Below are 12,838 nucleotides of genomic sequence, written 5' to 3' on the forward strand. Positions count from 1 at the left end.
AGCTTTTCTATTTTTATCCAAACTAAAAACACCTACTTACATAGAACACCTTTCTCCTTATTTGAACTCTAGGGAATAGAGCACACCTAAGAAAGTAGCACGTTATATGTAAGCGGGTGTTCTCAAATGTTCTCTACCCTAGTTATTTTGTTATCTTTACTATATTACGCATTTATTAAGTCAGTTTTGATAAATTGTTAATTAGGTGTTAATCGAACGTAAATATTCACCACATCACCATTTACATTAATTTATATATACGAATATTTTCCAACAAAATGCAACGATGTTTAAAATTCAATCCATATGTAAGTTCATGCCATAATTAATGAGTTTTAGTTTTCTTGCCACTGCTTGCGAAGCAAAGTTATCCCAAGAGGTGCTATAAAGCGGAATGCGCTTTTCCTCTTGTATTGATATTGCCCAGGCTGTAACGACATCAACACCATATCCATTCCCTTGAAACTCCGCTAAAGTTTCCACACTTGCCTCAGCAGCTACGGGCGTACTTCTGGCACTGCAACATATAGAAACTACTTTTTCATTTTTTACAATTGCAAAATAAGGTTGCCTCCATTCCATCTGTTCTATTAGATTAGGAAAATTTTCTCGCAAAAGCTCTTTATTCTTCTCTGTTATTCGTATTGTTCTAGTTGGCTTAATTAAATTATTTGGAAACATGTAAGCAGGACCCACCCAAATATTCTCCACCGTTCTCTCTTCATTTAATACTTTAATGATTTTTGCTATCTCTATATGTTTTGAATGTTCTCGAATTAATTTCTCGATCTTACTTACCATTTCATCATGCAGTTTATCATGATATCTCGTTATATTCCCTTCACGAGTTCTGCTCAGAAAAAAACGTGGTGCTTTCAGATTTCCATTTCCATTTTCATTTTCATTTTCATTTACACACTTTATTCTTCCTACTTGATTATGAACAAATAAAACCTCTGCTTGAATTGCTATTAACTCAAGTTCTGAAAATTTCATTTGCAGCCTCCTCGATATAATATCCATCCATTTTTTCAAAACAAAAATCCCATTTAAATACACATTACTGAATCCATCATACTAAAATGACTTCTTCATTCTGTCTATCTAAATGGGATTATTTCGTACTTGTTATTCCGCTAGTTGTGGTTGCGGCTGTACTACTTCATTCGCTCCAGCTATCCTCAACATATTCGCAATATCTTTAAAACCTCTTTTTTCAGCATATTGCAGCGGCGTAATATTTTCCTTATTGGCCATATTTATATCTGCCCCGTGGTCAATAAGCATTTGAATTACTTTCTTATGACTTTCACTACCATTTCCTAATACAATTGCTTCTAATAAAGCTGTTCCACCACGTTCATTCTTATAATTCACATCAATATCTGTATGCTCTAATAATTCTTTAACAACCTCTACATGGCCACGCTCAGATGCAGAAATAAGTGCTGTTCCACCTGACTTAGTCGTTTCTTTCGTATTAACTCCTGCATTAATTAATACTTTTACAATATCCGTATATCCTTCTCTACTTGCATAAAGAAGTGGATTGCTTTGTTTCTCATCTTTAATTTCAATATTAGCACCTGCACCAATTAATGCTTTAACTGTTTCTACATGATTTTGATACGTCGCTGCAAGGACAGGCGTTTCTCCGTTGTCACCTTCTACATTGATATTCGCTCCATCTTGGATCAGCTTCATAGCTGTTTCTGTGTCTCCAAGTGTCGCAGAAAGTAGCAACTGTTTGTCCATTAAATTTATACTTTTTTCTTCTTTAAATTCTTCCTGTTCTTTATGCTTTTCTTTTTTCTTTTCGTTTTTCACATGAACCGGTTTTGATTCTGGCTCTTCTTGCTTATCGCAAGCCACTACCGTCATTAAAAGTCCTAATAACATACATAATAAAATTTTTTGTTTTCTCACAACTACAGCTCCTATGAAAGATAATGTTTTCTTAACCATTCCTCCATCACATACAATAATTCTTCTTGAGTACATTTATCCATAAGCCCTTTAGATTCCTTCTTTAATCGGATTATCCTAAACTTATATCGATGTTTCTCAACCTATATTAGCGAAGCAATTAGTTTAGCACGTTTTTACCGCATTTGTATACATTTCTAAAAAGTACATAAATGATTGCTTTAGGTTACTATATTCCATTGTAACCGTTCTTTTAAATATTTTACACCTTTTATCCTCTTATTTTCATCTCATTAATAATAGAAAAAGACAACTATATAGTTGTCTTTTTCTATTATTAATGATGCCCACCGTGATTCCCTGTTTTCGGTTTCCCCATCATCTCTTTATTCATTTCCCATTTATGCTCTGTTAGCTCTTTATACGAAAGAACTTTCCCCTTATAGTTAGATACAAAACTCTCTGCATCTTTTTTATTTTTAAAAGAAATTACATTATAATCCATTGGTGTCGTTATTGTTTTATCATATACGTAAGTGGCATCTTCTAACGAAATCCAATCTTTCGAATCATAATCTCGAACAAATTTTTCTTTCGTCTTTTCACCTGAATTAATCTCCATCCATTTATACATACAACCAATATCATCAAACTTTAAAGCTTTTCCATTTTCTAAAATGATTTCTGTTGCAAATTGATTATCCGTTACCCCAATTTGGCAAATATCACACTTATCATGTTTCTCATCAATTGCCACAGCTGTTGTTTCCTTTTTCCCACATCCCACTATCGTAAATAAGAAACATAAACATATAGCAAGCACAACATACTTTATTCTCATCACTATTCCTCCCTAAAAACCGTATACTCCACAAGGAGAATATCAAAAACTTGTGTGGGATTTGTGAAAAAACAATGTGCTTTTTGTAATATAGGAAACAAAAAAGATGTGTAGCTATTTCTACACATCTCTCATCATTCACAGCCTGTAATTAATAAATCATCTTCTAACTTAACTAATAATGTATCTGTATTAATTTTCTGCCCAACTTCTACATTTACTAATCTTATATTTCCACTGATACCGACCGCGACTTTTTCAAGCTCACCGTTATTTTTTCGAATCATCATTAATTTTTCCCACTCATATACGTAAGAAGATTCATTAACAAAAATCTCTTCTATTTTCCCCTCATAAGAACTATAAACTTCTTCTATTCTCGTTTCCATTCAAAATCTACTCCCTACTTCGCACTTCACTATTTTCACCTTATTCTATCATTCTTGTTAGAAGTAAATCATATTTTTAAAAATTCAAAATTACCTTCGTGAACAATATGACCAAAATAAAAATTATGCTTCTAATGGTGTTATTTTTCAAATTATTTACCATTTGAATAGATGCTTTTATGATAAACAAAAAACCTTATTCTGAATTTTTGATTTATTTTGAAAGCGTAATCATTTTTTTTGAGGGGGAGATCAAATGTTAGCTCTACTTGGATTTGCAATGGTATTTGTCTTTATGTTTTTAATTATGACGAAACGTATGTCAGCATTAGTAGCATTAATATTAATTCCAATTACTTTCGCATTAATTGGCGGCTTTTATGCAGACATGGGTCCTATGATGTTAGAGGGTATTCAAAAATTAGCACCTACCGGTATTATGCTTATGTTTGCCATTTTATATTTTGGAATTATGATTGATAGCGGTTTATTCGATCCTGTCATTAGTAAAATATTAAAATTTGTAAAAGGGGATCCTTTAAAAATTGTTGTTGGTACAGCTATTCTTACTATTATCGTTTCATTAGATGGGGACGGAACAACAACGTATATGATTACTGTTTCCGCAATGTACCCATTATATAAACGTCTCGGAATGAATCCACTTATATTAGCTGGGGTTGTTATGTTAGGGGCAGGTGTGACAAATCTTACACCTTGGGGTGGACCAACTGCTCGAGTTATGAGTGCACTTGGACTAGATGCATCAGAGCTCTTTACACCACTTATACCAGGAATGATTGCTGGTGCAATTTGGGTAGTTTTCGTTGCCTACTATCTTGGAAAAAAAGAAAGAAAACGTTTAGGCATTATGGATGTACAATATTTAAAACAAATGCAAACAATGGATGAGCAAGCTGCCACAGTAGAAGCTGCCGTGCATAAACGCCCTAAACTGCTATGGATTAACTTTTTATTAACCGTCGCTCTTCTCGTCTGTCTCATACTAGAAGTTATGCCGTTACCTGTTTTATTTACAGTCGCTTTTGCTATTGCTGTTATGATTAACTATCCGAACTTAGAACAACAGAAAGAACGTATTGCTTCTCATGCTGGAAACGTCTTAGCGGTTGTTTCTCTCGTATTCGCTGCTGGAATCTTCACAGGTATTCTATCTGGAACAAAAATGGTAGATGCGATGGCTCAAAGTGTAGTTACTCTCATACCAGATGCACTTGGACCCCAGCTTCCAATTATTACAGCTCTTCTAAGTATGCCGTTTACATTTTTCATGTCCAACGATGCTTTTTACTTCGGTGTATTACCTATTTTAACAAAAGCGGCTGCTGCTTACGGAGTTAGCGCAGCTGAAATGGGACGTGCTTCCTTGCTCGGTCAACCCGTTCATTTATTAAGCCCACTCGTTGCTTCCACTTATTTATTAGTCGGAATGGCAAAAGTTGATTTTGGTGAACACCAACGCTTTACTTTATTATGGGCTGTTGGAACTACAATGGTGATGTTGATTACTGGAATTGTAATTGGGATTATTCCAATATAAGAAGCAAAAAACAGTAGAGAAAATGCAATCCTCTACTGTTTTTTGTTATGAAGAAACAAGAAAATACCTTCTCTCTGGTCTCCCTACACTTCCATATATAAGCTCTGCATGTACTTTCTTTCCAGATATTAAATACTCTAAATAGCGCCTCGCTGTTGATCGACTTACCCCGACCATTGAGCTTAACACTTCTGCGGTAATTCCTTCTTCATTAACTGTTAACATATGCTTTTTTATTTTCGCTAAAGTTAAAGGATCTATTCCTTTTGGAGCGTATTCGATTGGATTTCCCTTCACGCCCCTTTGAGACCATAAATGTTCAATTTGTTCTGTAGATAATTGATTATTTTTCTTTAACTGCACAATCTTTTTTTGGTAACTTTCCAAACTTGCTTTAAATCGGTCAAACATAAGTGGCTTTACGATATAATCTGTTACTCCGCCTCGTAAAGCATGTCGTACTACATCTGTTTCCGACGCAGCTGTAATCATAATAATGTCTGTATCATGTAAATAATGCCTAATATATGTGACAAGTTCCGTTCCTTGCATATCAGGTAAGTACACATCTAATAAAACAAGCTGTGGCTTCACAAGTTCTAGCCATTCTTTCGCTTGTTCTCCGGTCGTTGCTGTTCCAATCACTTTAAACCCTTCAATTTTTTCAGTAAAACGACGATGAATGTCCGCAATCCGAATATCATCTTCTACAATCAATACTTCAATCTCCTCACCCATTACAACTCGCCTCTCTCTTTCGGTAATGCAATAATAAATAATGCACCACCTAAATCCCCTTTTTCGATTGCAATACTTCCATTTAAATCTTCTACTAACTCTTTTACCTTTGCTAATCCATATCCTCGCTTTTCTCCTTCTTTCGTTGAAAAACCTTTATAGAATATGCTAGTAATTATTTCATCATGAACCCCTTGCCCTGAATCTTCTACTTCAATTAATATTTCTTTGCCGATATCTGTTACAAACATTCTAACTTTCTTATCATGCTCTTGACTTATTTCAATTGCTTCAAATGCATTCGTAATTAAATTTCCTAAAATCGAAACGACATAATTGCTCTCAATATGTGGACTTAACTTTTCTAAACTACTTTCTCGATCTAGTACAAAATCAATCTTCAACTCTCGTGCTCTATTATAGAATCCAATTAAAATTCCACCTAGCCATGGATTTTGAATTCGCTTCATAATAAATTGAACAAAATCTTGGTATACCGCCGTTTCCTTATGAATAAGTTCTAAGGCATCTTCATATGACTCTAATTGAATAAGACCTGAAAGCGTATACAATAAATTGTTGTATTCATGTGTTTGTGCCCGTAAAGCCTCTGTATATTGCTTCGTCTGAGATAATTCTGCTGTTAACTGATCCATTTCAGATTTCAAACGTAAGCTCGATACGACGCCAGTTACTTTATTATTTACTTTAATAGGTAGACGGTTAGCAATAACAGCCTGCCCTTTTATATTTAATTGACGATCAAACTGTTCTTCACCAGTTTGAAGTACATCCAGTATGGATGAGTTAGGAATTATATTTAAAATAAATGATCCAATGATATTTTTTTGTTTGTCTAGCGAAAGAATATCGTAGGCTGCTTGATTGACTAAACTAATCATGCCCTTTTTATCAATTACGATAATCCCTTCTCGTACAGATTGAATCACTGTACTATGCTCTTCATACAAAGATGAAATTTCTTCTGGTTCCATCCCAAACATCATTCTTTTTATGCTTCCAGCTAAATATATAGAACCAACTATCCCCATTAACAAACCGATTATTGTAATCCAAAATACACGCTTCCCATATACTTCTATCGCTCCATGAATATCATCCATTGAAAACCCAACAGATACTACGCCTATAATTTTATTATCCTGATTACGGATTGGAACTTTTCCGCGTAACGAAGGTCCTAATGATCCCGTTGCTTTCGAAACGTAAGATTTCCCTTCTAATAGCACTCCTTTGTTATCTCCACCAACCATTGCTTCGCCTATTTTATCTTTCTTAGGATGTGCATAACGAATCCCTTCTTTATTTCCAACCACAATAAAATCAGCATCTGTATCAATTCGAATTTTTTCTGCAATCGGCTGAATAATAGAAGATGGATTTTCTTTTTGGAAAGCTTCCCCGATTTCTGGTATGGCTGCAACTGTTTTCGCAACATGCAAAGCCCTTTTGCCAATTTGCTCTTCTACTGTTTCAGATAATATGTAATAAAATAAATAACTCGTTAACAGAAGTACAACAAGAATAAGTGTACTAATAGTTAATGTAATTCTCGGTTGTAGTTTTAATTTTTTAAATTTCAAAACCATTCCCCTAACATGACTAAAGATAGAATTTAAAGAAAATACAGTTTTTTATTATCACGTTTAATCATAACACGGTTACTATATATTTCTTTATCTTTATCTTTATCTTTATCTACATAAAAAAAGAAACGAAGTAAAATTACTACCTCGTTTCTTAATAATTGTTATTACACTTTAAATTTATCAATCATTTCTTGTAATTCTACTGCCATTTACTAGAGGTTCTTTCCGTCTTACTATTCTTTATCTTTTTTCACTTCTTTTTTCTCACCTTCTACTACTGATACTACAGGTTTATCATTTGATAGTTGTTGCACGGCACCTTTTCCAGCGAATCCTTCTAGTAATTCTTTTAAATCAATGCCAGAAGAAGCTTTTAACGTTTCTTGCATTGTTGCCATTAAATCAGTCGCATAGCCTGCAACCTTTCCGGCACCGCTATTCTTACCACCGCCGCCTGTATCAACAACTGTAATTTTATCAATATTGCTAAGTGGGCTTGCAATTTCTTTCGCGTAACTTGGAAGCATTTTAAGAACCATATCCATAATTGCCGCTTGACCATATAATTCAAACGCCTCTGCAATTTTTTGTTTCGCTTCTGCTTCTGCTAAACCTTTTAACCTAATAACATCTGCTTCCGCTGTACCTTGCGCTTTTTGTACTTCCGCTTTCGCTTGACCTTGCGCTTTTTCAATTTCTGCTTTTGCTAAACCTTCTACACGTACTTCTTCTGCACGTGCTCTTGCTTCAGCTTCAATCTTATATTGATCCGCATCTGCCTTTTTAATTTGTTTTACTTTTTCAGCTTCAGCTGATTGCTCAACAGCATAGCGATCTGCATCTGCTTTTTTCTTTACTTCTGCGTCATACTGCTTTTCACGACGCGCAATCTCTTTTTCTTCTAACTCAATTTGCTTTTCACGCTCAATGATTTTAACGCGCATTTGCTCTTCTGTAACACCTTGTTGCGCTTTCGCTTGTTGTAATTCGTAAGAAAGATCCGCATCTGCGCGAGCTTGTTCTTGCTCTCGCTTATAAGATTGTACTTTTAATTCTTTATGTTTTTCAGCTTCAGCGATTTGTGCATCACGCTGGTACTCTGCTTCTTTCGCTTCTTTCTCTGCACGAGCTTTTTCAATACGTGCTTCTTTTTCACGCTCTGCATTCGCAACTGTTGCATCACGTTTAACCATCGCAATTTGTGGCTGACCAAGTGCATCTAAGTAACCGTTCTTATCCATTATTTCCTTAATTGTAAAGGAAACGATGCGAAGCCCCATCTTTTTCAAATCAGTTGAAGCTACTTCATGTACCTTTTGAGCAAATTGCTCTCTATTACTATAAGCATCTTCTACTGTCATAGAAGATAAAATAGCACGGAGATGCCCTTCTAAAACTTCTTTCGCTTCTATTTTCAATTCTTCTGTTTCTTTTCCTAAATATTGTTCAGCTGCTGTAGATACTTCTTCAATTGTCGATCCTACTTTAATAATAGAAACACCATTTACTGTAATCGGTACACCTTGCTTCGTATACGTATCACGTGTACCAACTTCTAATTTGTAGTTTAATAGGCTTAAAGGCTCTGCTCTTTGCATAATTGGAACTACGAATGTACCGCCCCCGCGGATAATCTTAATCTTCTTTCCATCATCAGTGGTAACGACATTCTTTCCACCGCCAAGCCAGTTCCCTGTTACAATTAACGCTTCATCTGGACCAACTGTACGATACTTCGTAATGAATACTAAAATGAGTAGAAGTAAAATTGCGAGTAAAACTCCACCGATAATTAATGGAATCGTCATGTAAATTCCCCCTTATAATTTTGGTTTCTTTAAAGAATAAGCGATGTTTTGTACAAGTAAAACACCATCTTGAACTCCCTCGATAATGACCTCAGTTCCTTGTGAAATATCTTTTTTTCCAATTGTTCTAGCTGGTATTGCATTACTTCCAAATTGGGAGGAGATTAATACTTCACCAAACCCTTCTCTAGGGATTGTAGTAATGACTTCTCCCTTGCATCCGATAAATTCATCCATGCGTTGGACAGTATTTTGTTCTGCTTCTGCAATTGGTTTTAAAATTAGTATTTTCATTATGAAAACACCGATAAAAGATATAGCAAATGAGGCCCCGAAAATAACGAGACTGTTATAGGAGTATAAATATTCTCCTATATAACTAAGTCCACATAACATGGCGAAAAAACTAAGTAGCAACGTTACAACAGATACAGATCCGCCTCCAAAGCTAAATATTGATTCAAGTATATCTCCAAAGAAAATATAAATAACAGTAAGTATAGTTGCAATTATAAATCCATATAAATAAATTGTCTCAAGTGGATAACCGAACAAGATCATTTTTATCCCCCTTTCTTAAACAATCCTTTTTTGTTATGTGTATGCCCCACCTCTTTCAAAGATTATTAATCTTAATTTTCAGTTATTTATCTTTTAAAGAAAAACCTGTAAGACAGGTCTCTAAAAAAGAACAGGAGAAACCTATTGTGACAGGCTCCTCCTAGTAAATAACCGATATATTGTATATCTATATAATATATTATTTTCCACAAAAAGTAAAGTTAAACATACATTGGAAGAGTATTTATTTTACTGATAATATGTATGTTCCATCACCATTATCATATTTATATACATACAAGTAATACTTACCTGATCTTGCATTAAGTTTTGCTTCTATATGATTTCCATTAGCTTGACCGTAAGCTGCGTAATTTTGCATATCTGATTCATGGTGAAGTACCCATGTCATCCCGATTCCATACTCATTTAAAACAGAAATATCGATATCTTTCGCTGATGCGACATTAAATGTATAAACATCGGTATGATCCCCGCCGATAAGGCTACCTTTTATAGTAGTGTTTAGCCCAATACGATTTGCTTCTTCTGGACGATTATTTGGTTCTGATTCTGTTACACTTCCATCTTTAATTGTAACAGTTGTTTCGCTTCTACTCTCTTTTCCTTTATCATCTTTTACTCTTAACGCTACTTTATAAGTTCCTTCTCTTTCATATGCATGTACTGGATTAACTTCTTTACTTGTTTTGCCGTCTCCAAAATCCCATAAATAAGAAATGATTTTTCCATCTTCATCGTTTGATCCATCACTTTTGAATTGAATTACTTCTTTTACAACCCCATTATAAGGCCCGTTTACATTAACCGTCGGAGCTTTATTTTCTCCTTCATCTTTTGCGATACCATGGAAGACTACATCATATTCAAATTCATTTGAACTATTCACACGATAATTAACGAAGTATGCTGTAACCGTTTTGTAGCCACTCCATTCTTTTTGCGTCAATTGTTCTAAGGCCTCATTTACTCTTTTACTCATTGCTTTCCAGTCTTCTGACTCACCTTTTGTTACACTACCTGTAAACGTGCCTTCTAATGTAAATGTATTAAAGAATTGAGATGTATGCTTTGTCATTTTTGTATCTTTCATAGACAACGTTTCACTAATTTCTTTCTTCACTTCTGTTAATGCTTTTGGTGCATGTTCAGCTAAATAATCATCTGCTACTTCCGGCACATTGTACTTATCTTGATTATCAATTAACTGCTGCATATACTCTTGATACTCTTTATTTAACTTAGAATCTTTACTTAAGGTCTCACGATACGTATCATAATTTCCCACATCATTCGCACGAATTAAATCTTGAATTTTATCAAACGTTTCAAATTGATGAGTATATAAGTAAGAATGCAATGCGAACGAGTAGTTATAGAAATCCCAAGAACCATATTTAGCAAATAGTGTACGCTCTGCTGTATAACGGCTTGCAGGATCAGATGATAATCCGCTAATTATACTCTTTCTTGGTACAACGTTATTCGTACGAGTAGATCCTGCGAAAAACTCTGCATTTCCTTCTTGGAACCAAGTTAGCCTTTCATTTTGATACATATCTCCTCTTCCAAATAAACCAGGAACTTCATATCTCCCTTGCAGATAATGAGTAAATTCATGACGGAATAACTCTTCTAAACTATAAATACTTTGCTCTGGTGTACGCTCATATGTAAAGAATGTACCTGTCTCTTCAATATAAATTCCACCGTTGTTTGTTTCATATCCATACAATTGTCTATTTAACTGATATTCATCTGGACTATTATAAATTACGATCGTTAATACATCATCCGCATTTTCTGGCTCTAACGCTTTGTCATTTCCAATTACACGGTGATACTGTGCCTTTACTTCCTTCGCAGCCCAATATAGTCTCTTAATTTTTTCTTCTGATACTTTATCTCCTGTTTTGAACACAATTGAGCCATTGTCGAATGTATACGTTTTTGGTAAGTATTGCTCTTTTCCTTCTTTACGTATTTTCTCTAAATCTACTGTATTCCCGCTATAATCTTTACCATTATAATTTGTTGTAATTTGTTCTACCGCAACAAAATATGGCTCACTTAAACGCGGGTACATATGCATTGCTTGTGTAACAACCTCTAATCCTTTATTTGGATTGCTATGAAACTTCCCTAAACGGCTAGCAAAATAAATGCCATTATTAACGAGCCATTTATTTTCTGGCGTTACTTCATTTAGAAGAGCAATACGATTTATTTCATTAATAAACCCATCTACTTTTCCATACCACATCGTTTCATTCGCTTCTTTACGAGCCTCAGTTAAGTACGACTGTATATCATAGTCAATACCTTGCATCATATCGTATATTGCTTGTCCCTTCATTCGATCATTTACATAAGTAGTATAATTATCATTGTATTGCTTTAAAATATTCGATGCGTATTGAACCGTTTCAACATCGCTTGAAGCATTACTAATTAATTTACCGTATGCAGATACGACTGTATCTTGTTCAACTGTACCAAGCTTAAAGTTTGGATTTTTTGCGATTGCTTTTAAAGCAGGTAAACATTTATCCTGGAAGTTTCTTTCATTTAAGTCGCTTAATTCACTATTATAAAATGCAAGATAAAAAGCGGAACGCAACACTTCAGTAAACGTTTGAATTCCTTTTGAATCATCTTTCGTAAATGTACTACCTCTATGAGCTAATTCATCTATAATGACTTGCATTTTTCTTTTATCTTTATAAAAAGCCTTTGCATCTTCATTAAACTGGAATAGGTCTGTAATTTGGTGCCACTTAATACTACCTAATGTTTCAACTAATTCTTGATCATTCATTTTGTTTAAATCAGCCATTGAATAGCTTTCTTTAACTTGCTTTACTGCAGTTTTCTTCGTAATAGATGCTGGTCGCTGTGAAAAATCTCCTACTTTTAAACGTTCTTGAAATGATAAAGTTTCATCAACTTTTGAAATATGTCCAACTTCATCTACCGGCTTTTCAATTCCAACCGGTTTCGTTTTCAACACGTTATACGGTATTTTTTCTTCCGCTGCTGCATGAGTTTGAAGTGCCCCTAACGATAAAGCCATTGTACTAATGCTAAGCATCACTTTATTGATCTTTGATTTCTTGTTCATATCCTTGCCCCCTATTTTAATATTCCATCCAAGAATTTAACATAAAATCTAGATACAGCAATATAAAATGCAATATTTCATATTATTTCTTCCTATAATTTGTACATATCGTCAACAAATCAACCTTTATCTCCCGACAATAATCTGCTTTCTTCCATTTCTAATACACTTAGAAATCCCCAGTAATACCCTTCTCTCGTAAAAAAAGACACCATCATATGCATGTTTCTAATGAAACTGCCATGATAATGTCTTCTCAAAA

General features: G+C 34.4%; 10 protein-coding genes. 1 reads left to right on the forward strand and 9 read right to left on the reverse strand.

Translation table 11 applies throughout. From position 1 onward, the window contains the following. Positions 1–297: 297 nt before the first annotated feature. The 4 genes from BAQ49_RS00875 to BAQ49_RS00890 all read right to left on the reverse strand — a co-directional run bounded on the left by BAQ49_RS00875 (position 298) and on the right by BAQ49_RS00890 (position 3,156). The gene (locus tag BAQ49_RS00875; protein ID WP_071743840.1) at positions 298–996 is read right to left on the reverse strand and encodes a GNAT family protein; all 699 of its coding nucleotides are present in this window, start codon (positions 994–996) and stop codon (positions 298–300) included. A gap of 132 nt (positions 997–1,128) precedes the next feature. Beyond that, a complete protein-coding gene (locus BAQ49_RS00880; RefSeq protein WP_116733409.1) occupies positions 1,129–2,001 on the reverse strand; it encodes an ankyrin repeat domain-containing protein in 873 nt (290 codons plus the stop codon). A gap of 262 nt (positions 2,002–2,263) precedes the next feature. After that, positions 2,264–2,767: a nitrous oxide reductase accessory protein NosL gene (locus BAQ49_RS00885; protein WP_071743841.1), complete on the reverse strand. Its 504-nt coding sequence runs from the start codon at positions 2,765–2,767 to the stop codon at positions 2,264–2,266. A 134-nt stretch (positions 2,768–2,901) separates the two neighbouring features. Continuing rightward, complete coding sequence (locus BAQ49_RS00890) at positions 2,902–3,156, reverse strand: hypothetical protein (protein WP_071743842.1); 255 nt, start codon at positions 3,154–3,156, stop codon at positions 2,902–2,904. Between the two features lie 256 nt (positions 3,157–3,412). Between BAQ49_RS00890 and BAQ49_RS00895 the strand changes: the two genes are divergently transcribed. Next, a complete protein-coding gene (locus BAQ49_RS00895; protein WP_071743843.1) occupies positions 3,413–4,717 on the forward strand; it encodes a CitMHS family transporter in 1,305 nt (434 codons plus the stop codon). 45 nt (positions 4,718–4,762) lie between these two features. On the opposite strand, the gene BAQ49_RS00900 is transcribed toward BAQ49_RS00895, so the two are convergent. The 5 genes from BAQ49_RS00900 to colA form a co-directional block, all read right to left on the reverse strand. Beyond that, positions 4,763–5,455 carry a response regulator gene (locus BAQ49_RS00900; RefSeq protein WP_071743844.1) on the reverse strand — a complete coding sequence of 231 codons (693 nt, stop codon included), beginning with the start codon at positions 5,453–5,455 and terminating at the stop codon, positions 4,763–4,765. Beyond that, positions 5,455–7,059, reverse strand: coding sequence for an ATP-binding protein (locus BAQ49_RS00905; protein WP_116733410.1), 1,605 nt, complete (start codon positions 7,057–7,059; stop codon positions 5,455–5,457). Before BAQ49_RS00905 ends, BAQ49_RS00900 begins: the two co-directional genes overlap by 1 nt. Positions 7,060–7,298: 239 nt before the next feature. Continuing rightward, the gene (locus BAQ49_RS00910; protein WP_071743846.1) at positions 7,299–8,873 is read right to left on the reverse strand and encodes a flotillin lipid rafts scaffold protein FloT; all 1,575 of its coding nucleotides are present in this window, start codon (positions 8,871–8,873) and stop codon (positions 7,299–7,301) included. A gap of 12 nt (positions 8,874–8,885) precedes the next feature. Then, positions 8,886–9,434, reverse strand: coding sequence for an NfeD family protein (locus BAQ49_RS00915; RefSeq protein WP_071743847.1), 549 nt, complete (start codon positions 9,432–9,434; stop codon positions 8,886–8,888). A 244-nt stretch (positions 9,435–9,678) separates the two neighbouring features. Further along, positions 9,679–12,576, reverse strand: coding sequence for a collagenase ColA (gene colA / locus BAQ49_RS00920; RefSeq protein WP_071743848.1), 2,898 nt, complete (start codon positions 12,574–12,576; stop codon positions 9,679–9,681). Positions 12,577–12,838: the final 262 nt, after the last annotated feature.

The sequence above is a fragment of the Bacillus proteolyticus genome (assembly GCF_001884065.1).
GTDB lineage: Bacteria > Bacillota > Bacilli > Bacillales > Bacillaceae_G > Bacillus_A > Bacillus_A proteolyticus.

Coding starts and splice junctions, on each gene's coding strand:
- colA (WP_071743848.1), bottom strand. CDS start 12,576: ATGAACAAGAAATCAAAGATCAATAAAGTGATGCTTAGCATTAGTACA.
- BAQ49_RS00885 (WP_071743841.1), bottom strand. CDS start 2,767: ATGAGAATAAAGTATGTTGTGCTTGCTATATGTTTATGTTTCTTATTT.
- BAQ49_RS00900 (WP_071743844.1), bottom strand. CDS start 5,455: ATGGGTGAGGAGATTGAAGTATTGATTGTAGAAGATGATATTCGGATT.
- BAQ49_RS00890 (WP_071743842.1), bottom strand. CDS start 3,156: ATGGAAACGAGAATAGAAGAAGTTTATAGTTCTTATGAGGGGAAAATA.
- BAQ49_RS00910 (WP_071743846.1), bottom strand. CDS start 8,873: ATGACGATTCCATTAATTATCGGTGGAGTTTTACTCGCAATTTTACTT.
- BAQ49_RS00875 (WP_071743840.1), bottom strand. CDS start 996: ATGAAATTTTCAGAACTTGAGTTAATAGCAATTCAAGCAGAGGTTTTA.
- BAQ49_RS00915 (WP_071743847.1), bottom strand. CDS start 9,434: ATGATCTTGTTCGGTTATCCACTTGAGACAATTTATTTATATGGATTT.
- BAQ49_RS00895 (WP_071743843.1), top strand. CDS start 3,413: ATGTTAGCTCTACTTGGATTTGCAATGGTATTTGTCTTTATGTTTTTA.
- BAQ49_RS00880 (WP_116733409.1), bottom strand. CDS start 2,001: ATGTACTCAAGAAGAATTATTGTATGTGATGGAGGAATGGTTAAGAAA.